The organism is Flavobacterium sp. 123, assembly GCF_003634825.1.
Lineage (GTDB): Bacteria > Bacteroidota > Bacteroidia > Flavobacteriales > Flavobacteriaceae > Flavobacterium.
This window is the reverse complement of sequence record NZ_RBXD01000001.1, coordinates 1,730,354-1,753,320: the sequence shown is the minus strand read 5'-3', so window position 1 is coordinate 1,753,320 and position 22,967 is coordinate 1,730,354. Positions and strand designations below refer to the sequence as shown.

At 33.6% G+C, this 22,967-nt stretch carries 16 protein-coding genes and 1 tRNA gene; 14 read left to right on the top strand and 3 right to left on the bottom strand.

The features are described from left to right. Positions 1-62: 62 nt before the first annotated feature. From C8C88_RS07605 to acs, 14 genes are all read left to right on the top strand, one after another. Positions 63-135 (top strand) — tRNA-Phe (locus C8C88_RS07605). Between the two features lie 830 nt (positions 136-965). Beyond that, the gene (locus C8C88_RS07600) at positions 966-1,937 is read left to right on the top strand and encodes a hypothetical protein (RefSeq protein WP_121337530.1); all 972 of its coding nucleotides are present in this window, start codon (positions 966-968) and stop codon (positions 1,935-1,937) included. Positions 1,938-1,970: 33 nt separating this feature from the next. Then, a complete protein-coding gene (locus C8C88_RS07595; RefSeq protein ID WP_121337529.1) occupies positions 1,971-2,765 on the top strand; it encodes a hypothetical protein in 795 nt (264 codons plus the stop codon). Positions 2,766-2,789: 24 nt separating this feature from the next. Then, positions 2,790-3,794 (top strand): hypothetical protein, encoded by a 1,005-nt coding sequence (locus C8C88_RS07590; protein ID WP_121337528.1) that lies wholly within the window; start codon positions 2,790-2,792, stop codon positions 3,792-3,794. A 25-nt stretch (positions 3,795-3,819) separates the two neighbouring features. Then, complete coding sequence (locus C8C88_RS07585; RefSeq protein WP_158588987.1) at positions 3,820-5,535, top strand: ice-binding family protein; 1,716 nt, start codon at positions 3,820-3,822, stop codon at positions 5,533-5,535. Between the two features lie 590 nt (positions 5,536-6,125). After that, positions 6,126-6,545 (top strand): helix-turn-helix domain-containing protein, encoded by a 420-nt coding sequence (locus C8C88_RS07580; RefSeq protein ID WP_121337526.1) that lies wholly within the window; start codon positions 6,126-6,128, stop codon positions 6,543-6,545. Positions 6,546-6,653: 108 nt separating this feature from the next. Continuing rightward, positions 6,654-7,922: a hypothetical protein gene (locus C8C88_RS07575; protein WP_121337525.1), complete on the top strand. Its 1,269-nt coding sequence runs from the start codon at positions 6,654-6,656 to the stop codon at positions 7,920-7,922. A 28-nt stretch (positions 7,923-7,950) separates the two neighbouring features. Next, positions 7,951-9,735 (top strand): MFS transporter, encoded by a 1,785-nt coding sequence (locus C8C88_RS12965; RefSeq protein WP_121337524.1) that lies wholly within the window; start codon positions 7,951-7,953, stop codon positions 9,733-9,735. 12 nt (positions 9,736-9,747) lie between these two features. Then, the gene (locus C8C88_RS07565; protein WP_121337523.1) at positions 9,748-9,972 is read left to right on the top strand and encodes a DUF6814 family protein; all 225 of its coding nucleotides are present in this window, start codon (positions 9,748-9,750) and stop codon (positions 9,970-9,972) included. A gap of 69 nt (positions 9,973-10,041) precedes the next feature. After that, on the top strand, positions 10,042-10,236 hold the full coding sequence (locus tag C8C88_RS07560) for a hypothetical protein (RefSeq protein ID WP_121337522.1): 195 nt from the start codon (positions 10,042-10,044) through the stop codon (positions 10,234-10,236). Next, positions 10,229-12,931: a sensor histidine kinase gene (locus tag C8C88_RS07555; RefSeq protein ID WP_121337521.1), complete on the top strand. Its 2,703-nt coding sequence runs from the start codon at positions 10,229-10,231 to the stop codon at positions 12,929-12,931. The genes C8C88_RS07560 and C8C88_RS07555 overlap by 8 nt, the downstream gene beginning before the upstream one ends. A gap of 4 nt (positions 12,932-12,935) precedes the next feature. Next, positions 12,936-13,298, top strand: a complete 363-nt coding sequence (locus C8C88_RS07550) for a response regulator transcription factor (RefSeq protein ID WP_121338608.1) — start codon at positions 12,936-12,938, stop codon at positions 13,296-13,298. An 18-nt stretch (positions 13,299-13,316) separates the two neighbouring features. Then, a complete protein-coding gene (locus C8C88_RS07545; RefSeq protein ID WP_121337520.1) occupies positions 13,317-15,212 on the top strand; it encodes an acetate--CoA ligase in 1,896 nt (631 codons plus the stop codon). Positions 15,213-15,264: 52 nt separating this feature from the next. After that, the gene (acs, locus tag C8C88_RS07540) at positions 15,265-17,172 is read left to right on the top strand and encodes an acetate--CoA ligase (RefSeq protein ID WP_121337519.1); all 1,908 of its coding nucleotides are present in this window, start codon (positions 15,265-15,267) and stop codon (positions 17,170-17,172) included. 154 nt (positions 17,173-17,326) lie between these two features. Here acs and C8C88_RS07535 read toward each other — a convergent pair whose 3' ends face one another. The 3 genes from C8C88_RS07535 to C8C88_RS07525 all read right to left on the bottom strand — a co-directional run bounded on the left by C8C88_RS07535 (position 17,327) and on the right by C8C88_RS07525 (position 22,962). Then, positions 17,327-20,170: an alpha-amylase family glycosyl hydrolase gene (locus C8C88_RS07535; protein WP_121337518.1), complete on the bottom strand. Its 2,844-nt coding sequence runs from the start codon at positions 20,168-20,170 to the stop codon at positions 17,327-17,329. A 71-nt stretch (positions 20,171-20,241) separates the two neighbouring features. Then, a complete protein-coding gene (locus tag C8C88_RS07530; protein ID WP_121337517.1) occupies positions 20,242-21,348 on the bottom strand; it encodes a SusE domain-containing protein in 1,107 nt (368 codons plus the stop codon). 21 nt (positions 21,349-21,369) lie between these two features. Then, complete coding sequence (locus C8C88_RS07525; RefSeq protein WP_121337516.1) at positions 21,370-22,962, bottom strand: RagB/SusD family nutrient uptake outer membrane protein; 1,593 nt, start codon at positions 22,960-22,962, stop codon at positions 21,370-21,372. Between the last annotated feature and the right edge of the window lie 5 nt (positions 22,963-22,967).

The window sequence follows — 22,967 nt, the reverse complement described above, 5'->3', positions numbered from 1 at the left end:
TTTTTTAAAATTTGTTTTGGATAAATTAAAAATCATCCTATATTTGCACCCGCAATAAGAACGGTACCTTAGCTCAGATGGTAGAGCAATGGACTGAAAATCCATGTGTCCCTGGTTCGATCCCTGGAGGTACCACGAAAAAATTCCCTAATTATCTTAAATTCAAGATGTTAGGGATTTTTTGTTTTTACAGTGTGCCTCTAAGGGTGTTTTCTATACCCAAAACTTATGAATTTAATCTAAATTAATCTCTTTAAATTTAGAAATTAAATTAATTTGTTTTTCTTTATTACAAATGAGGGCAGGACACAAAAAGAAACGACTATAATCCACCGACTTCTTCTAGAAGGTTGCGTAATTGAATTTACGCACTTTTTTTTCTTTACTTAGGCTAATTAAAATAATGTTTCACTAGTACTATAATTATGTTTATTGTCAATTTCAAAATTCTTCATTTATAATGTTATACTGATTCTTAATCAACTTTATCATTTTTAGTATATGTTAATAGATGGACCTATTATTAGAATTAGGTTTGAAAATAATTGAAATAAGACTTTATTCAAGCCATAGTTGAAGCAAAATTTGAATCTAACTGACCGTTAACAATTGAAAACGACAAGTATTTTAGTCCCACTTCCAGTTTGATTAAAATAGACACTTTTTAGTTGTGATTATTGATTATATTTTTCAAATAAAACCCAAACTAACTATTTTAAAAACAAATATTTAGTTTTTTTTTACAATTTAGGTAAGTAAAAACACATATTAAACACATATAATAGTCTTTTATACTGTTTTATTTCTTTATTAGGTCAAACGAGTTTTGTTTAAACTACTTTTATAAAATATTAACAATCAGTTAATTATTTAAATAACATTATTGTGATTTCCCCACCTATAAAAACAAACAAATTTCCTTCATTAATTAAAAAAACAATTTTTACTTCATTCATAAATTCATAATGATTCTTAGACAAAAACTAAGATCATTTTTGGTCCATATTTTATTTGCTATAATATTTTTTAAATTAAATACGCTTCAGGCACAAGTTCAAAATGCTGGTGAATTATATATTGGTGATAATAGCATATTTTATATAGGAGCTGGCGACTTTGATTTTGGTTTGGGGTCAACAGCAACTAGCCTGACGAAAATAGATTATGGAGTTTTATCGTTTTCAAATGGAGCAACTTGGAACGGAGCTAATGACATGCATTTTGTAAATGGGTATGCTCAAACAAATAGTAATACCTCTTTTGTTTTACCGATAGGACAATCTGGAGTTTATGCCCCAATTAAAGTAATTCCGTCCACTAATGAAGGTGTGGATGCGGCCTATTTTCGATCATCACCAAATACAATTGGAAGTAATTTGGATGTCTTTATTTCATCAATATCTTCGGTTGAATATTGGAATATAAAGAGTGCGGGGACAAATGCAGGCATTTCGCTTAGTTGGAGATCTTCAAGTACTATTTCGACTTTAACATCATCTTCACTACCTAATTTAACTATTGTAGGCTGGAATGGGTTATCTTGGGTTAGAATACCTTCAATAATTGATGAATATTCTATACTAGGCGAAATAAGTAGTTTAGTTTCTGGATCTATTAGCTCGAATGCAGAAGTGGATTTTTCGGCTTATTCTGCTTTTTCATTAGGTACTACAACGAAACAACTACTAGTTCCTAAATTTGATAAAGTAGAATTGACAGCATATGTAAGTAAAAGCAGATTATTCATTGAAGCTTCATTACCAATAACGGCATTGATTATTTATGATATTCTGGGGAAAAAAATATTTTCGGAACGGCTAAATGGGAATCTTAAATATGAGAAACCATTCAATCATGCGGATGAAATATATATTGTAAAAATTGAATTGGATAATAGTGCCTCACTTTTTACAAAGAAAATAATCAATAAAAAGTAGATTTTGATTTTTGATAAATCGATCTTAAAAAAAATGAAAATATATAATTATTTGATATTATTAACAATACTGCAATCTAGTTTTGTAGTTGCTCAAATAGGCATTGGCACCAAAAAACCTGATGAATCTTCGGTTTTAGATATTGATTCTAAAGCCAAAGGATTGTTGATTCCTAGAATGACTTCGGATGAACGGGATTTAATTAAAAATCCAGCTAATGCTTTGATGTTATATAATACTACACTACAGGCAATCGAAATTAATATAGGAACAAAATCGAATCCTATTTGGATTTTAGTTGGAGATAATGGAGGCGTTCCAGCCATAAATAATCTATCATCTGGAGCCATTTTCATTGGGAACAGTGAGGGTGTGGCTAAAGAGTTTCAGGTTTCTGGAGAAGCATTCCTTAGTAATTCGGGAGTGATTAGTATAGATAATGGCGCAGTTATTTCAAAAATACTAACTGGATATAAAAGTGGAGTAGGAAAAATAACTGTTGATGATACTATTATTCAAGCCATTCAAAAATTAGATGGCAATCAGTCAATACATGCAATTGTCTTAATATCTAATGATTATAATCTTCTCGAAACCGATTATACCATTTTATGTGATAATGAAATGAGAGCATTTACAATCAATTTACCAGTGGTAGGTAGCTGTCCAGGTAAAGTATATGTTATTAATAAAATAGATGAAACTTCAAATGAATTAAATATAAATCCACCAATACAATTATCAAAAAATAATACCATTTCACAATTAAATTACCCAAAAACATTTAAGATACAATCAGACGGAAAAGTCTGGTATGTTATCAACTAACCTCAATTAATAATATAAAATAATATGAATTACAAAAAAATTTCGAAAATTATAGTAGTACTTATTCTACTAGGTTTCTCAATTACAGATGTTTCTGCTCAAATTGTGCAAAAAATTGGATCTAATTCGTTTACAATTAATCCTAAGGCAGTTTTAGAATTAGAAAGCACGACCAAAGGATTTTTACCTCCTCGAATGACAGCTGCAAATCAGACAACCATGGGTACTAGTCTCCCAGAAGGTTTGGTAGTATTTATAACAGATGGTTCCTTAGTTGGTTTGCAAATTTGGAAAGGAAGTAAATGGACTACTTTAGCAGATAATGAAGCATTGGCTTTAAAAGCACCGTTAGCTTCACCAACATTCACAGGAACAGTTTCGGGAATTACAGCCATAATGGTTGGTTTGGGTAATGTTGATAATACAACAGATTTACTAAAACCAATTTCTACGGCTACGCAAACAGCATTAGATACAAAATCAAGTAATAGTGATTTGACTTTAAAAGCACCGTTAGCTTCACCAACATTCACAGGAACAGTTTCGGGAATTACAGCCACAATGGTTGGTTTGGGTAATGTTGATAATACAACAGATTTATTAAAACCAATTTCTACGGCTACACAAACAGCATTAGATACAAAAGAAGACAAAACCAATAAATCAATAGATATAAAAACCGACCAAACTTCGGATATTAAATATCCTTCTGTAAAAGCAGTAAAAACCTATGTTGACGTCTATTCTACTTTTAATGCTATAAGCACAATAATAGCAAGTTATACTGCTACAATTTCCGATTATACTATTTTATGTAATAATAATTCAGGACCTTTTCAATTGACATTACCTTCAGCGTCATCTACTAGTGGGAAAATTTATGTAATTCGTAAAACAGATGAGACAGCTAATTTATTGACCATAAGTCCAGCTTTAAAACTTACAGAAAGTACAGCTATTTCTTCTTTGGATTATCCAAAAACAATGCGAGTACAATCTAATGGTACAGATTGGTATATCATTGATTAATTTTTTCGAAGTATATTTCAAAATAATGATGCATATTAATTCATTTTCTAAAACATTTTTTTATATCGCTTTACTTTGGTTTTTCACCAATGATATCTCAGCACAAATAGTGCAGAAAATCGGAGATAACTCCAATTCTATAAATGATAATGCTGTTTTAGAAATTGAAAGTACAACCAAAGGATTTTTACTTCCTCGAATGACCAAAGTCCAAAGAGATTTAATTAATAATCCATCAGAAGGTTTAATGCTTTGGTGTTCGGATTGTTCGCTTTCAAGTGGCTCTGAAATAGTGGTTTGGGTTAAAAATTCTTGGACTGGCCTTTTGATTTCGAATCTAGCAGAAAAAAATATTTTGCTAGGAAATGCTTATGGAAAAGCAACAGCTGTAACTTTAAGTGGTGATGTTACGATAGATAATGCAGGAGTAAGTACCATTGGTACTAATAAAGTGATTAGTTCAATGATAAATGACGGAACAATAATCACAGCAGATATTTCAAATAATGCCGTAATTACAAGTAAAATTTCAGATGCTAACGTGACTTATTCTAAAATTCAGAATGTGATGTCTAATACTATTTTAGGAAGAACGACTTCGGGAGAAGGGTCTGTAGAGGAAATTGCAACAACGGGAAATAGTAAAGTTGTTTTGTCAGATTCTCCAACTTTATCAGGATTAGCTATGGCACCAACCGCAAGCCCGTCAACAAATACGGAACAAATTGCGACAACAGCTTTTGTTTTAGCAAATTCTGATAAGTACTATTCAGTTAATAGTTCGGAAGAAATAACTACTAGGGCTACTTCAGATGAAGTAGTACCTGGAATGTCTTTAGTATCAGGGTTAGGAGGTACTTATTTCGTTACTTTTAATGCTCAATATAATATAGATCCAAGTGATAGAACTTCACAAGCTGCCACTGATGTACTCACTGTTTACAATAATTTAATAGCATTAACTTCTTCTGCTGTAACTATTGATGCAGTTATTGCAACTAGAACGTTTACACCAGGAATTTATACTGATGGAGCTAGTGCAGGTACTGTTGCTGCTGGTGTTATAATTACTTTAGATGGAGCTGGAACCTATATTTTTAAATTTGGAGCTGCTTTGAGTATGGGAGCAGACGTTAAAATTATTTTGACAAATGGAGCTACTTCTTCAAATGTTTTTTGGATAGCAGAGGGTGCAATAGCAATTGGTGCAAATGCAAATATTAAAGGAAGTTTAATTTCAAATAGTGGTGCAGTTGATTTGGCAGCAGGATGTTTCTTAGAAGGAAAGTTGTTAGCTATTAAATCGGGTGCTATTAGTATATCAACTTCTAATGTGACTAATTCGGGAAGTTCTTCTGTAATTAATTGGGATTTAATATCTTCTTTTGCCATCTTTAGTAATGGAGGAGTTGTTTCTAACACTGGAAGTTCAACTATTTATGGAGATATAGGGACAAAAACAGGAAGTATTACAATTGCATCTTTTGATGAGTCAATTGTTTCTGGAAATTTTTACACCTCATTGCTTGGAAGTGCCCTCGCCTCATTTAGTTTATATCAAAATGGTGCGTTAATTGCAAATTCAACGAGAATGAGATCTAGTACTATAAATACGGTAGATATTTCATTACAAGCAATAGCAACTGTCGCATTAGGTCAAAACATAGATGTTAGATGGAGTTGTGATTCAGGGAAAATAACACTTAAAAATAGAATTCTTACTTTGGTTAAAGTACGTTAAGATTATATGCATAGGAATCCATCACTTTTTAGATAAACTAATAACGTCCTCATATCCATAAATTTTTCTTGTAATCCTCTTTAATGATAAAATTCACACGTATTCTTTTGCAATAAAATTAGATTCGTGTCGCTGCTTTTATGATGTAATATGTTTACGAATTATCATTAGTACATGGCGTTTGTGAAATTTAATTCTATTTTAAACATTAAATCATAGTTGATCGGCAAGTTCTCGTTCTCGTTCCCTAAAAAAATAATTTGTTTAGTTTGTATTTTTTTCTTACATCTGTTAATCTATATTTTAATGTATCAACAGTTATGAAAGATTCAGATCCAATATATTATTTTAAAACGAAAATTTAAAAATTGACATTAATTCTTCTTACTTGGTTATAATTCAAGAAATAAATAGTTATTTGCAATATCCTCGCACAAACAACAATACTAATCTTTTAAAACGCTTATATTTATGAAACATTCATAAATTTATCAATAAAAATAAGGCTTTCGTAATTTTATTTGATTTTTTTTACGAAATTACGATAAAGATATTTGCTAAATTACTATATTTATGCAAAATTTATATATATGGAAATTTTATCTTGCCCAAAATGCCAAAATAATCATATCATAAAAAGTGGCGTAATCAACAACAAACAAAGGTATTTATGCAAAAAATGCAACTATTTTTTCACAGTTAATAAAATAGGAAAAAAGATAGATGATTATTATGTTACTAAAGCCTTACAACTGTATTTAGAAGGTTTAAGTTATAGGGAAATTGAACGGATTATAGGTGTTTCCCACGTAACAATTAGCAACTGGGTAAAGATGTTTAATATCAAGAAACCTTCTCACGCAGATTACCATCCTACTTATAAGATTTTTAGTCATTTAGAGCTTGTAGAATATTTAAAAAACAAGTCATTATTATCTGGAGCAGGAATGATTATTACAGAGCTAGGTGATAAGTTTATGCTTATAAAATGGGAAAGATTTAAGGATTAACTATATCATTTTACATTTATATATACATAAATTTTTTTTACTGATAAAAAATTGGAATTTGGCAGTATTAAAACCAACCATTTTTACTAACCAAACTCTATTTTACTTATGAAAAAATGTTATTTTATTCTTTTAGTCGGACTTGCTTCTCTAAAAGGATATTCTCAAACACCGGCACCAACTCCGGTAACACCAGAAAAAGAATGGGACATAAGTCTTTACGGTTTTGTAAGAACCGATTACATTTGGGATACTAGAAAATCCGCAACTGTTCGTGAAGGTCAATTAAACCTATATCCTTCAGACGAAGTATTAGATACTAACGGAAAAGATATTAATGCAACAGGACAATCCAATTTTCTTTCTGTAACTTCTCGATTAGGAGTTAAAGCAAAAGGCCCTAATGTTTGGGGTGCAAAAACTTCGGCAGTATTAGAGGGCGATTTTTTTGGCAACGTAGAAGGTTCTTCTATTGGATTATTCAGATTGAGACATTCTTATGTAAATTTAGAATGGTCAAAAACTTCTTTGACAATGGGACAAACTTGGTATCCAACATTTATCCCTGAGGTTTTTCCAGGTGTTGCAAATTTCAATACTGGAATTATGTTCAATCCTTTTGGCTGGGCAACTCAAGTAAAATTAAAACAAATGTTAAGCAAAGAAGTTTCTCTTACACTTACGGCTTACAAAGAACGTGAATTTACCGCTCCTGGTCCAGGTTCACAAAATTCAGCATCTATAAATTCTTCTTTACCATCACTTAATGGACAAATTCAATACAAAGGAAAAAATCTATTAATGGGTATTGGCGCAGAATACAAATCATTACAACCACTTACGGTTAATGCAGCAAATACTTTGGTTACAAAAGAAAAAATAAATAGTTCTTCTGTTTTTGGATATGCAAAATATTCAAATGATAAAGTTTCTATAAAAGCATACGGAATTTCAGGTGGAAATTTAAACAACTTAGTAATGTTAGGTGGATTTACAGGAACTACTGTAGCAGGAATTCAATCCTACGACCCTACTAAAACGACTTCTTTTTGGGTGGATATTGCTAGCAATGGCAAATCAATTGCTCCAGGTTTCTTCTTTGGAACAACAAAAAACAATGGCGCTGGTACTGCTGCAACTTCATTAGCCACTATTTACATGAGAGGTACAAATGCTGCGGGCGGATCTAGAGTTGTTGATAATGTATGGAGAGCTTCTGGAAGAATAGATTTCAAGAAAAACAAATTTAGAGTTTCTCCTGAATTAGAATATACTGCTGCCACTTGGGGTGATGCAGATCTATTTGGAAAAGCAACAACAAACAAAAAAGACGTTGGTAATTTCAGAGCTATGGTTTCATGCGTCTATTCCTTTTAATAAAATAATTATTTAAAAAACAACAAATATGAGTAACAGATCAACAAAAGGTATTTGGAAAGTAATTTCCGCATCCTCAATGGGTACAATGATTGAGTGGTATGATTTCTATATTTTTGGAAGTTTAGCCGTAGTAATATCAACTAAATTTTTCCCAGCTGACAATCCAACAGCTGCATTTTTAGCAACCTTAGCAACCTTTGCGGTTGGATTTGTAGTTCGTCCTTTTGGAGCACTTTTCTTTGGAAGATTAGGTGACTTAATTGGTAGAAAATATACTTTCATGGTAACTTTATTATTAATGGGTGGAGCTACTTTCCTGATAGGTTGTATTCCGAGTTATGAAACCATTGGATTTTTTGCACCATTACTGGTTTTAATTTTAAGAATGCTTCAAGGACTTGCTCTTGGTGGAGAATATGGAGGAGCTGCTACTTATGTTGCAGAACATGCTCCAGTAGGACAAAGAGGATATTGGACTTCATGGATTCAAACTACTGCAACAGTTGGTTTATTTATTTCCTTGATGGTAATCCTTGCCACTAGAAATGTACTTACTCCTGAAGAATTTGATGCTTGGGGATGGAGAGTTCCGTTCTGGGTATCTATCATCATGGTAGGTGTTTCCTATTTGATTAGAAAAAACATGGATGAATCTCCCGTTTTTGCCAAAGCTAAATCAGAAGGAAAAACAAGTACAAATCCATTAAAAGAAAGTTTTGGACACCGTTACAATTTAAAATTTGTTTTGCTTGCTTTATTTGGAGCAACAATGGGACAAGGTGTAGTTTGGTACACAGGACAATTCTACGCGATGAGTTTCATGAAAACAGTAATGTCTGTTGACTCTTCTCAAGTGGATAGCTTATTAGGAATAGCATTGTTATTAGGAACCCCATTTTTTATTGTATTTGGTTGGTTAAGTGATAAATTAGGTAGAAAATATATCATGATGGCAGGTATGCTTATTGCGGTTCTTGCATACAGACCTATTTACAGACAAATGTTTCATTTAGCAGATGGTAAAGCAATGAAAGAAAGTGGCGTTACTATGGTAATTGACAGTTGTAAAACAATAGGTGGACCAGTAGCAACTATCAAAACCGAAGCAGATAAAGCAGATCCTAGCATCGTGAAAACTAGAATTTTCATTGATCAAAAATCAGACTCTTTATATAGCAACGAAGCTAAATTTCATTACACTAAAACGGATACTTTATACCTAGCTAAATCACTTGATTTTGACAGTAAAGCAAATGCGAAAAATGAGGTTTGGATTAAATTTGATTCCAAAGACAAATTAGGAGCAATTGTTCATAATGCCGTTAAAGTTAAAAATGATCTTAAAAAAGATGAAGCTCCTGCAAAAGTTGATACACTTCAAGCTTTAGCGCTGAACCAATTTACTAGTGGATTAGCTAAAGACAAATCACACATTAACGGAATCAGTGAAAAACCAAATGTTGCTGTGGTGAAAAACATCCCTTCTGACACAAGATGGTCTTTAATATTCTTAATTTTTGTTCAAGTTATATTTGTAACTATGGTTTACGGTCCTATTGCTGCGTTCTTAGTTGAAATGTTCCCTGTAAAAATTAGATACACATCAATGTCTTTACCTTACCATGTAGGTAACGGTATATTCGGTGGATTACTTCCTGCAATCTCAACTTATTTTGTAACAACTGCAAAAACTGCTGGTGAATCTGAATTCTATTTAGAAGGACTTTGGTACCCTATAGTTATTGCATCAGTGAGTTTAGTAGTGGGTATGGTTTACATTAAAAACAGAGATAAAAACAATCACATTTAAAAATATATAGCTATGAATCAATTAAAAAGAGCTTTAGGATTAGTATGGATCGCTTTAGCACTTGCAGCTGCCTACTTTTGTATATTCACTTTTGGATTACCAAAATTTGCATCTGGAAAACAAGACGATTTAGTTTTCGGAATTATTATACTATTTGTACTTACTCCATTAATTGTTGCCGGTTTAGGAATCTTCGGATACTATTCCCTAATGGGTGATTACGACAGTAAAGAATAAAAAATTAGTTAACCTTACACTATATACAATCGCTGTCAAAATTGGCAGCGTTTGTGTATTTTTATTATTATGAAAAAGAGACATGAACAAAAGTTGGTTATTCTCTCAATGCTGATGTTATTAGCATTGAACATTCCGCTTTTGCTTTTATTTGATAGTTCAAAACCGCTTTTTGGTTTTCCAATCATATATATCTATTTATTTTCGGCATGGTTGTTTTCAATAGCCATAACTTTCTTAATTATAAAAAGATATTATGACTAGCGCAGGACTTTTATTAATCTTAGCACTTTATGTGTTAGGGCTCTTTTATATTGCCTATTGGGCAGAAAAAAGAATCCATTCTAAATGGACTAACAATGCTTATGTATATTCCTTTTCGCTAGCGGTATATTGCACGGCATGGACGTATTATGGCAGTGTTGGGGTAGCGGCAGATTCTGGTTTAAGCTACATCCCTATTTACTTAGGACCAGTAATTATCATTCCTACTTGGATGATTATTCTCAAGAGAATTATCCGAATTTCTAGAGTAAACAAAATCTCCAGTATTGCAGATTTTATTTCTTTACGATACGGAAACAGCAGATTCCTTGGAGCCTTAGTTACCATGATTTGTGTTTTTGGAATCTTACCTTATATTTCTTTACAGCTAAAATCCATTTCTGATACTTTTCATATTGTAACTAAAACGCAATCGAGTTCTGATATATTTACAGATACAACAACTTATGTTTGCATCGCTTTAGCCTTATTTGCTTCTTATTATGGAACCCGATATGTAGATGCTTCCGAGAAAAGACGCGGAATTGTAACTGCAGTTGCTATGGAATCTATCTTAAAATTAGTTTTCTTTCTAATAATCGGAATCTATGTAACCTATTTTGTTTTTGATGGCTTTGATGATATCTATACAAAAGCAGCTGTTCTAGAAAATTTTGACAAAAAAAACTCCATCGGTGATCTTGCAAGCGGAATCAATTGGTTCTTTTTATGCACCTTATCCATGTTTGCTGTTTTTCTTTTGCCGAGACAATTCCACACTGCAATTGTAGAAAACAATAAAGAAACTCATATCAGAACCGCAATGTGGTTGTTCCCATTGTATTTATTGTTGTTCAATATTTTTGTTTTCCCAATAGCTTGGGGAGGAAACATTCTGTTTGAAGGACAAAAACTTAATTCAGATACGTATTCGCTATTGATTCCGCAATTCTTCAATAATAATTTCCTAACTGTTTTAGTATTTCTAGGAGGATTTTCGGCAGCAATATCAATGATAATAGTTTCATCTATAGCTTTAGCAACAATGCTGAGTAACAACTTGTTAATACCTTATGGATTTATTGGTTCTCTCCAAAACACATCGCAGAAAAAAAATAGCAAACGAATTGTTATCAGTCGAAAAATAGGAATCTTTTCCCTCATCATTTTGGCCTATGCTATCTATCGAATTTTTATTCTTGACTACTCTTTAGTTTCTATAGGGTTAGTTTCATTTGTGGTTATTTCACAATTAGCCCCCGCTTTTTTCGGCGCATTATTTTGGAGAAGAGGATCCAGCAAAGGAGCAATTACAGGAATTATTATTGGTTTTTTAATTTGCTTTTACACCCTTTTGTTGCCATATGCTATAGGCCTTACAAAATCTACGAGCTTGTTTATACAAGAAGGTCCATGGGGAATTGAATTACTAAAGCCTTTTCAACTTTTTGGACTGGATTATTTGCAACCTATTCCACATGCCGTTTTTTGGAGTTTGTTTTTTAATGTAATTAGCTACACCTCTATTTCGGTAAGTTTCAAAGGAAATTACAGAGAGCGAAACTATGCCGAAATGTTTGTTGATATTGATAAATACATTACCAATCACGAAGATGCATTTGTATGGAAAGGAACGGCTTATGTTTCTGATATTCAAAAAGTATTACAGCGTTTTCTGGGAGAAGATAGAACTAAAAGAGCGCTGAGTATTTTCAATCTAAAATACAATATCGATAAAAATGTTACGACGGCTGATGCTCGCTTTATAAAATTTGCGGAGAATTTATTAACGGGTCACATTGGTACGGCTTCCGCCAAAATATTAATATCGAGTGTCGTCAAAGAAGACAAAATCAGTTTACCTGAAGTATTGCGAATTCTAGAAGAATCTAAAGAAAACATTATTGTAAACAAAAAACTGACAGAGACTTCAACCGAATTGCAGAAAATATCAGAACAGTTAAAAAATGCTAATCAAGAATTAGTTCAAAAAGACATTCAAAAAGATGAATTTCTAGACACTGTTACGCATGAGTTAAGAACCCCAATTACTGCAATTAGGGCTGCAAGTGAGATTTTGCATGACGATGAAGACATTCCTGCTGAAGTAAGAAAACAGTTTTTGCAAAATATAATTTCAGAATCAGATCGTTTGAATCGTTTGATTGATAAAATTCTGGATTTAGAAAAATTTGAAACAGGAAAACAGAAAATTTATCTGTCTAGAAATAACATTACAAGCACAATTGAAAAAACACTTGAGTCGTTAAAGCAATTAATTAAAAACAAAAAAATCAGCATTGATTTTAACCGCGATAAAGAAATAAAAGCCTTTTATGACGAGGAACGAATCATTCAAGTGATGCATAATTTATTATCAAATGCGATTAAATTTTGTTCTGAAACCGAAGGTGAAATTTCCATAAAAATCATTGAAAACAAAAACAATGTTGAAGTACAAATTCACAACAACGGCAAAGCAATTAAAAAAGAAGATTTTGAAGCCATCTTTGATAAATTTTATCAATCTAGAAATCAAAATGTCAAAAAACCTATCGGAAGCGGATTGGGCTTAGCGATTTGTAAACAAATTATAGAACACCACAAAGGAACCATTTGGGCCGAAGATAATGTTGCTGATGGAGCAACTTTCATCTTTACCTTACCTAATTACAATACAACAGAAAACACGTAAAAAGATGAAGAAGATTTTAATTGTAGATGACGAACCAAACATTGTAATGGCATTAGAGTACACTTTCAAGAAAAATAATTTTGAAGTTTTTATTGCCAGAGACGGACAAGAAGCGCTTGACATTCTGAAAAATCAACTTCCGGATATTATAATTCTTGATGTTATGATGCCAATGGTTGATGGTTTTGCCACTTTGGAACAAATAAAAAAAGAAGAACGATTACAAAACTGTAAAGTCATTTTCCTTTCGGCAAAAAACAAGGAAAAAGACATTGAAAAAGGAATTTCACTAGGAGCTGATCTCTATGTCGTCAAGCCCTTTTCAACAAAAAAACTAGTAGAACAAGTTCAAGAATTATTACAGTAAATTCCAAATAAGCACAAAATGAATTACAAAGAAATATATACAGACAGTATCAATCAGCCTGAAGAATTCTGGGCAGCCCAAGCTGATACAATTGAATGGTACAATAAGCCAAATACTATTTTATCTAATGATGAAAACGGATACCCACTTTGGTATAAAGATGGAGAATTAAATGTTTGTTATTTGGCTTTGGACAAACACATACAAGACGGTTATGGAGATCAAGTAGCCATGATTTATGATTCGCCAGTAACTCAAAACATAAAAAAATATACTTTTTCGGAAGTTAAAACGGAAGTAGCAAAACTTGCTGGAGGAATGCAATCTTTAGGTTTGAAAAAAGGAGACACTGCCGTTATTTATATGCCTATGATTCCGCAAGCCGCTTTTGCAATGTTAGCTTGCGCAAGAATTGGTGTAACGCATTCGGTTGTTTTTGGAGGATTTGCTCCACATGAATTAGCCATCAGAATAGATGATTGCAAACCAAGAGCGATTATAACCGCTTCATCTGGCATCGAAATTGATCGACTGATTGCATATAAACCTTTGGTTGACGAAGCTATTGAATTAGCGAATCACAAACCAAAAAAAGTAATCGTTTTCAACCGAAAATTAGGAGCAAGAGTTCCTTTCAAAAAATATGATGTTGATTATGACGCCTTAGTTTATGGCTCTGAAGAAGCGCCTTGTGTACCTTTGAACGCAACACATCCCTTATACGTTTTGTATACTTCAGGAACAACTGGCAAACCAAAAGGAATTGTTAGAGATAGCGGAGGTTATGCCGTTGCACTTAAGTTCTCGATGAAGCATATATACAATGCAAAAGAAGGCGATGTTTTTTGGGCCGCTTCAGATGTAGGATGGGTTGTAGGGCATAGTTATATTGTTTACGGACCATTAATCAATAGAAATACTACTATTATTTTTGAAGGAAAACCTATCAAAACTCCAGATGCAAGTACTTTTTGGAGAATGATTGATGAGCATAAAGTTAACATCATGTTCACTGCTCCTACCGCTATTAGAGCTATCAAAAAAGAAGATCCAAATGGGGACTTCATAAAAGAATATAATTTAAGCTCCTTAAAAACACAATTTCTTGCAGGGGAACGTTGTGATGTTGCTACATTAGAATGGTACCAGGAGCACATTCCTGTTCCCGCAATTGACCACTGGTGGCAAACAGAATCTGGCTGGCCAATGATTGCCAATATGATGGGAGTAGAATATTTGCCTATAAAACCGGGATCAGTAGGGAAAGCTGTTTGTGGATTTGATATTAAAATTTTTGGTGAAAACGGAACCGAATTAGGACCTAACGAAGAAGGCTATGTAGTACTAAAATTGCCATTGCCTCCAGGAACTTTATTGGATTTATGGAAAGACAATCCGAGATTTCAGGCTGGATATTTGAACAAATTCCCTGGGTATTATTTCTCTGGCGATGGTGGATTTAAAGATGATGAAGATTACATTTATATCACAGGTCGAGTTGACGACGTAATAAATGTAGCTGGACACCGCCTTTCGACTGCTGAAATGGAAGAAATCGTTGCCTCACATCATGCCGTTGCTGAATGTGCCGTAATAGGAATTCATGACGACTTAAAAGGACAAACTCCACTCGCATTAGTGGTTACCAAACATGGCGAAGAAATAGAACATTATCAATTAGAACAAGAAATTGTAAAACTAGTTCGTCAGCAAATTGGTGCCGTAGCATCCTTACGAAACGTAGTAATTGTAAATCGTTTACCAAAAACACGTTCTGGCAAAATTTTACGAAAATTAATGCGAAGCATTGCCGATGGAGAAGAATTCCAAATTCCGTCAACAATCGATGACGAAGCTATTGTTGATGAAATCATTGAGGTACTCACAAAATACCAAATTGGTTGTTACAAATAGAATCTACATTATAAATACAAATTAACCTATCAACGAATTAATAAAAAGAGCAATGAGTTATTACAAAATAGAAAATCTAGAAGAGTATTTCAAACATTACAAAAAATCAGTCCGTGAGCCTAGAAAATTCTGGGATCGAATTGCATCCGAAAACTTCACTTGGTATCAGCAATGGGATAAAGTAATCGATTTTAATATGGCTGAAGCCGAAATAAAATGGTTTACCAATGCCAAAGTAAATATTACTAAAAACTGTATTGACAGACATCTTGCCAAAAAAGGAGATAAAACAGCTATTATTTTTGAGCCGAATGACCCGAATGAAGAAGCGTTGCACATTTCATATAATGAATTATACGAGCGTGTTTCTAAAATGGCAAATGTATTACGAGAACAAGGCATCAAAAAAGGTGATAGAGTCTGTATTTATCTACCTATGATTCCAGAATTAGCTGTTTCAGTATTAGCTTGTGCGAGAATTGGAGCCATACATTCGGTTGTTTTTGCAGGATTTTCTGCATCAGCTGTAGCGGCAAGAATAAATGACAGCGAATGTAAAATGATCATTACTTCGGATGGTGGATATCGTGGAAACAAATCCATTGATTTAAAAGGAATAGTTGATGATGCATTAGAAAAATGTCCGTCTGTGACAAAAGTTTTAGTCGCCAAAAGAACCCATACTGACGTAAAAATGAAAGAAGGTCGTGACCAATGGTTGCAACCTCTTTTAGACCAAGCTCTGAATAACAATGTGGCGGAAATTATGGATGCTGAAGATCCTTTATTTATTCTTTATACTTCAGGTTCTACAGGAAAACCAAAAGGAATGGTTCACACCACAGCAGGATATATGGTGTACACCGCTTATACTTTCAAAAATGTTTTTAGTTATGAAGAAAACGACATTTTTTGGTGTACTGCTGATATTGGTTGGATTACTGGACACTCTTACATCCTTTACGGACCTTTATTGAACGGAGCTACAACAGTAATTTTTGAAGGCGTTCCTTCTTATCCTGACTTCAGTCGCTTTTGGGAAACCATCGAAAAACATAAAGTTACTCAGTTCTATACCGCTCCAACTGCCATTCGTGCATTGGCAAAAGAAAATTTAGAATACGTACAAAAATACCCATTGCAATCGCTTAAAGTAATTGGTTCTGTAGGAGAGCCTATTAATGAAGAAGCTTGGCACTGGTATAATGACCATGTTGGTGGCAAAAAATGTCCCGTAGTTGATACTTGGTGGCAAACGGAAACTGGAGGAATTATGATCTCGCCACTGGCTTTTATAACACCTACAAAACCAACCTATGCTTCTTTGCCATTACCGGGAATACAACCCGTATTAATGGACGAAAAACGCAACGAAATAGAAGGCAATCAAGTCACTGGAAGTTTGTGTATTAAATACCCTTGGCCTGGTATTGCTAGAACCATATGGGGCGATCATCAACGGTATAAAGAAACTTACTTTAGTGCTTTCCCTGGCAAATATTTTACAGGTGATGGGGCTTTACGTGATGAAGTTGGATATTACAGAATTACAGGTCGTGTGGACGACGTAGTCATTGTTTCTGGGCACAATTTAGGAACCGCTCCTATTGAAGATGCTATTAATGAGCATCCAGCTGTTGCGGAATCAGCAATTGTTGGTTTCCCTCATGACATCAAAGGAAATGCACTTTATGGTTTTGTAATCCTAAAAGAATCGGGTGAATATCGTGATAGAGACAATTTGAGTAAAGAGATTAATCAACATATTTCTGACCACATTGGACCAATTGCTAAATTAGACAAGATTCAATTTGTTTCTGGTTTACCTAAAACACGTTCTGGTAAAATCATGCGTAGAATTCTGCGTAAAATAGCCGAAGGTGATTATTCTAACTTTGGAGATATTAGTACTTTGCTAAATCCCGAAATTGTAGAAGAAATCAAAAACGGCAAAATATAATTTTTAGTTTTTAGTTGTTAATTGTAGTAGAGAAACTGCTCCTGAAAATGGGGCAGTTTTTTTTGCTTTAATTCTAAAAGAAGTAAAAAAATATTATTCATAAAAAAAAGCCGTCTTTTTACAGACAGCCTTTCTATTTATTTGGCATTCGATTTTAGTTTTTAATAAACTTTAAAACCTCAGCTTGATTATTCTCATTATATACTTTTACAATGTAAAGTCCTTTGTTTAAATCATTAACCGCAAATTGGTGTAATGCAGATTGATTTGCATCAAAGCTTTTTACCAATTGCCCTGTAATAGAAAAAATTTGAACTTTAGTTGTGCTTGTATTCAAAGTAAAATAACTAGATGCAGGATTAGGATACAAACGAATCGTTGTTGCTTTCTCATAATCTGCAATAGCTAACGAAGCTACTTTATTTCCGTAAATTCTAAATTCGCCAGGCAAAAGTGACATCGTCATTGCCACATTTGTAACATCAATCGTTGTATTATCTAACAAATTATACCAAGTTCCTGTGGTTACAAAACCTGTAGGTACATTTTGAGTAGTCACATTAAAATTAGCTATAATCAAAACATCTTTAAGATCACCTGAGCCCAAAGTGGCATTAGTGATTTTAATGTTTGGATATAACGAACTTGTACCATTCATAGTTGCAGTACCTGAGAAAACAGGTTCGTTTATTTTCATCGCAATCATTTTAGACCAATCGGAATAAATTTTATTTCTACCCGAATTACCTAACCAATTATCTGTCCATTGAGGCTGTGGTTTTGTAGACAATTTACAATCCCCAGATGTTACATCTACTGAAGTGTTTACAGTTCCATCCGTACACATAAAGATAGAATTTTCCATCCCTAAATCACCAAAATGCCAAATCATTTTTGGCCCAGGAACTAATAAAGTAACCGCTCCAATAGCTGACATTCGTGATAAAGCTACATTTAGATTCTTAACATTATGCAAAGCATTAGTACTATTTCCAGCCGTTAAATTTCTATACATTAAGCGCTCTTCATCATGGCTTTCAGCATATCCCATCAACCTGTTTTTAGTAAAACCTCTACTAGCACTATTCATTCTAGAAATATTAGCAGCATACCCTTTTGATAATTCGCTATATTGACTGTTCATTATTCCCCACATCATAACACCTTTACTTGGTGTTTCGTTAATTCTGTAATTCGCCCATTGTTGCTCTTCTGCATCTGAACCTAAATGTTCAAAAATAGCATAATGAGTTGGGTCTAAACCCCAAGAATAATCAGCATAATCTTTTAAAATATCAACTCTGTCTTGTTGATATCCATCAGTGCCAGTATAATCAGAAGCAGAAGAATTTTGTGTAAATCCTTTGGTTAAATCCCAACGGAAACCATCTATTTTATATTCTTCTATCCATTGTTTTTCAACTCGCTTCACATAGTTTTTTGTCAAAGTAGAACTATGATTAAAGTCATTCCCTACACTATAAGTATGCTTAGCTACTGTATTAAAATATGGATTTTCAGTAGAAGGTCCGCCCCATCCGTCACCATCAGGATCGTTCATCCACATTCTAACCATTGGATTTCTATCAAAAGCATGATTTAAAGCCACATCCAGAATAACAGCAATTCCGTTTTGATGACAAACATCAATCAATTCTTTTAATTTGTCTGAAGTACCATAGAATTTATCTAATGCCATGTGAAAAGACGTATTATACCCCCAACTTTCATTTCCTTCAAACTCCATTACTGGTAATAATTCAATGGCATTTATTTTCAAATTTTTGAAATAATCGATTCTGTCAATTACACTCTGAAAATTTCTATTGGCATCAAAATCACGAACTAAAAGTTCATAAACTACTAATTTTTCTTTTTCTGGTTTAACAAAATTAGTTGTAGCACTAGACCATACATAAGGGGTTTGTCCTGTTTGCAATACCGTAACTTCTCTTTCCTGTCCTGAAGGATAAGCTGGAAGATTAGGATAAGACAATGATGGGATCGTTGGATCGTCATAAGGCGACAATACTAATGTTGAATAGGGATCAGCCGTTTTTACCAATGATGGCGTACCTGATATTGGCGTAGCATCAACAACCCAATATTGATAGGTGTAATTTGTCCCAGAAACTAAGCCTGTCAACTCCAACCAAAACTTACCAGTAGCAGCATCTTTTTTCATAGAATAAACCGAAGTAGGCTGCCAGTCATTGAAACTTCCCGCTACGTATACAAAATCTTTTAAGGGAGCATCCAGAACTAAAGTGGCCTTGGTTGCATCCGCAGCATTATAATTAATTCCATCAACTAAACCAGTAGGCATTGTTTGAGAAACTATTCCTGGATTAACAATTACACTGAATTTTTTAACTATTGTAGTTCCTGATTGTGTAATTTGAAGTTCGTAATTTTTATTTGTAGTCACATTTGAATCTGTAAAACTATAAGAGGATGTTGTAGCTGTATTTATGCTAACTCCATTTGCCAAAAGATTATAAGCAGCGTTACCATTTGTGTTTGTTGCTGTTATTGCAAAATTTTGTCCTGAAGTAATAATAGTTGAGCTATTTTGTACTGGAGCTGTTAATGTTGTTTGAAAAGCACCAACATTAAAAAAAGTATCTGCTGTTTGAGTATTCCCATCCGCACTCCTTAAAACTACGCAAATTTCAGTTACAGAACTTGTATTAGAAATCCCAAAATAAGTATACAAATCAGGTGTAAGATCTAACTTATAAGTTGTACCAGAAACTAATGTTAATGCAGGTTGTAGTGAATTATCACCCCAATTACCTTTTACATTCTGCCATCTAGTACCACCAACTGTTAAGCCAATGTGAGCATAAATTGTTCCAGTATAATTAGCTAAGGGCGTTCCAGTCTTATTGAAATTAAGAGTAACCATACCACTTGCAATTGCTGGCGAAGGTGTAGTTGTAAATTGTGCAAAACCTATTGAAGATATCAATAGAAATAAAAGAGTAATTTTCTTCATAGTTTACTATTAATTAAATTAGATAAAAAAAGGGCTATACGAAGATAGCCCTTTTAAGTATTACAAAATTATTATTGTTGATTAGGAATCAATAAATAGCTTCCATCTAAATCATTAAAGTAAATTCTATATTTTGATTTTGTTACAGGAATATTTGCACCACCTTGAGTTGCAACACCTGAGAATGCTGAAGCTGTACCCCAGTTTACATCCCAACTGTTGTTTGCTCTAAATTTAGCTTCACCATCGTTTAATGCTAACAAATCTAGAGACCAAAGGTGTGTGTTAAATGTAGATTGAGTCAATGCAGTTGAACCATCCCAACCAAGTGGAGTACTACTTCCAATGATACCAACTGTTGTGTAATCAGCAGCTGAAGAAGCATCATAAGCAACTAAAGTATAAGTTAATGCTTCCGTATTCATTGTGAAAGAATAGTAGCCATCTGTAGGAATACTGAAAGTAGCTGGATCTGCATCTGCATCTGTACCTCTGAACACAATAGTACCCGCATCACCTTTACCATACATTGGAGCCCATTGTCCAAGAGTTGAAACTAATTTGAAAGAACCTGCTTTAAAGAATCCAGTAAATTTATATTCATTTGCATTTGAACCACTTCTAAATAAAGGTTGGTTATGGTTGTTTGTATCCCAACCTGCAGCAGTAGCATCTCCTACTAAATACCAATCAGTAAATGGATAAGGAATTAATCCTGTATATGCAGTTACAAGAATAGATAATGGATTTGCTGAAATCATTGTTTGAATTCCATTCAAGCTTGATTGCACTTTAATATCATAAGAACCTATTTCTTCTGGTGTACCACCTAATGCAATAATAGCTTGGTTTAATGTTTTCACAGTAACCTCAATTTGAGTAGCACCTGAAGTACCTCCCAATTCAATTGCGTTAGAGAAATCTCCACCTTTAACATCAATTAAAAGTTTGTATCCTATCTCCACATCTCCACCGTAAGTTGCTGCTGACCAAACAAAACGCTCTGCAACATCATTAGCATTATCTTCAAGTAAAACAAATGATTTATCACTTTCTGGAGCTACTAATTCTGGAGTATCTATACCTTGAATTACTGGTCTATCTTGTACATCTTCTACGCTACAAGACAAAGCAAGTACCGCAAATAAAGCAATTATTGATTTCGTTATATTTTTCATTTTTATATATTTTTAATATTATTAATAACCTGGATTTTGTTGTAATTTACTGTTTGAAGAAATTGCCGTTGCAGGAATAGGGAATAAGTTTCTGTATAGTTGCGTTGGAGCTCCTCCCGAAACATTTCCTTTCCATGGCCATAAATAACTACCACCTGTAAATTTACCAAAACGAATTAAATCAGTTCTTCTTTGTCCTTCCCAATGAAACTCTCTTGCTCTTTCGTCAAGAATAAAATCTTCAGTAAGTTCTCCTTGAGAAATTGTTGTTGCATTAGCTCTAGTTCTTATTGCATTAACGTAAGTCAATGCTGTACCTAAACTTCCTCCTGCTCCTCTTACGGCACATTCAGCATACATTAAATAAGCATCTGCTAAACGGAAAATTGGGAAATCTGCGTCTGAAAAAGTACCAGACTTATCAGATCCTCTAACACCATTAACATCAACATTTCTAAATTTTTGAACAGCGTAACCATCATTAAAATTACCCATGTTTACAATTTCTTTAGTCTGTCCATCTGTGTAGAATTGTCCACGTGCATCAGTAGTGTTCACATCAAACTTGTCAACAAAAGCAGCTGTAGTTCTGATTCCAGCCCATCCACCACTAATACCAAATTCTTCAACTGGCATACTTCCACCCACTGGTGCGTGAGTTAAGAAAGTAGTTCCTCCGTATGTTTGAGTATGAAGACCATCAAAAGCTATAGCAAAAATGAATTCATTTTGAGCTCCATTTTTGTCATTATCTGCTAAGAATAATTGGTTGTAGTTTGTATGTAATGAATAACTTGAAGCAATAATATTATTGATTAAAGGCAATGCTTCAGCATATTTATCTGTTCCAATATACACTTTTGAATTCATGTACAATTTAGCTTGCAACATCCATGCTGCAGCTTTATCAACTCTATATGCTTCATTTGTTTTTGGTTCTTTCAATTCCGGAGTAATTGCAGTCAACTCATCATCAACAAATTTGTATAGTTCAGCTCTTGTAGCATATTCTGGATAGTAAAATGAACTTGGAGAATCCTCAGTCACTAATGAACCACCACCAAACATGTCAATTAAATGCCAGTACGTTAAAGCTCTTAAAAAACGAGCTTCCGCTCTGTACGCTTTAATTTCAGTAACCAAACCTGCATCTAGACCTCTAGCCGCTAATTTCTCATCTGTAGTTTGTCTTAAAAACTCATTACAGTTTACAATTTGGAAAGAGAAACGAGCGAAAGTAGCTGTGATAAAACGATCTAATGGAGTCCATGTTTGAGCATGTAAGTCTTTAATAGTTCCGTCATTCCATCCAATAACTGCTTCGTCAGTAGTTAATTCTTGCATTAACCAAAAACCTCTAATGTATTGGCTTTCTCCTTCGTCAATTCCTGAAATATCAGGAGTTCCTGCAGGTCCTGATTGACCTGATGTAGCAAAACCTGCATATAGTTTCGCTAGGTTTTGTTTGTATGAAGCTGCATCTGTAAAGAATTGATCTCCAGTTACTGAGTCTCCTGCATCTGGTGCTTGATTCAAATCAGAGGTACACGATGGGAATAAAATCACCAACAGTAACAAAGAAATACCCAATAATTTTATTTGTATCTTTTTCATTTTTC

What these genes read in the sequence shown, in the direction of transcription:
- C8C88_RS07535 (WP_121337518.1), bottom strand. Translation starts at nt 20,170, where the DNA reads ATGAAGAAAATTACTCTTTTATTTCTATTGATATCTTCAATAGGTTTT.
- C8C88_RS07555 (WP_121337521.1), top strand. Translation starts at nt 10,229, where the DNA reads ATGACTAGCGCAGGACTTTTATTAATCTTAGCACTTTATGTGTTAGGG.
- C8C88_RS07525 (WP_121337516.1), bottom strand. Translation starts at nt 22,962, where the DNA reads ATGAAAAAGATACAAATAAAATTATTGGGTATTTCTTTGTTACTGTTG.
- C8C88_RS07575 (WP_121337525.1), top strand. Translation starts at nt 6,654, where the DNA reads ATGAAAAAATGTTATTTTATTCTTTTAGTCGGACTTGCTTCTCTAAAA.
- C8C88_RS07550 (WP_121338608.1), top strand. Translation starts at nt 12,936, where the DNA reads ATGAAGAAGATTTTAATTGTAGATGACGAACCAAACATTGTAATGGCA.
- C8C88_RS12965 (WP_121337524.1), top strand. Translation starts at nt 7,951, where the DNA reads ATGAGTAACAGATCAACAAAAGGTATTTGGAAAGTAATTTCCGCATCC.
- C8C88_RS07580 (WP_121337526.1), top strand. Translation starts at nt 6,126, where the DNA reads ATGGAAATTTTATCTTGCCCAAAATGCCAAAATAATCATATCATAAAA.
- C8C88_RS07585 (WP_158588987.1), top strand. Translation starts at nt 3,820, where the DNA reads ATGATGCATATTAATTCATTTTCTAAAACATTTTTTTATATCGCTTTA.
- acs (WP_121337519.1), top strand. Translation starts at nt 15,265, where the DNA reads ATGAGTTATTACAAAATAGAAAATCTAGAAGAGTATTTCAAACATTAC.
- C8C88_RS07530 (WP_121337517.1), bottom strand. Translation starts at nt 21,348, where the DNA reads ATGAAAAATATAACGAAATCAATAATTGCTTTATTTGCGGTACTTGCT.
- C8C88_RS07545 (WP_121337520.1), top strand. Translation starts at nt 13,317, where the DNA reads ATGAATTACAAAGAAATATATACAGACAGTATCAATCAGCCTGAAGAA.
- C8C88_RS07600 (WP_121337530.1), top strand. Translation starts at nt 966, where the DNA reads ATGATTCTTAGACAAAAACTAAGATCATTTTTGGTCCATATTTTATTT.
- C8C88_RS07560 (WP_121337522.1), top strand. Translation starts at nt 10,042, where the DNA reads ATGAAAAAGAGACATGAACAAAAGTTGGTTATTCTCTCAATGCTGATG.
- C8C88_RS07595 (WP_121337529.1), top strand. Translation starts at nt 1,971, where the DNA reads ATGAAAATATATAATTATTTGATATTATTAACAATACTGCAATCTAGT.
- C8C88_RS07590 (WP_121337528.1), top strand. Translation starts at nt 2,790, where the DNA reads ATGAATTACAAAAAAATTTCGAAAATTATAGTAGTACTTATTCTACTA.
- C8C88_RS07565 (WP_121337523.1), top strand. Translation starts at nt 9,748, where the DNA reads ATGAATCAATTAAAAAGAGCTTTAGGATTAGTATGGATCGCTTTAGCA.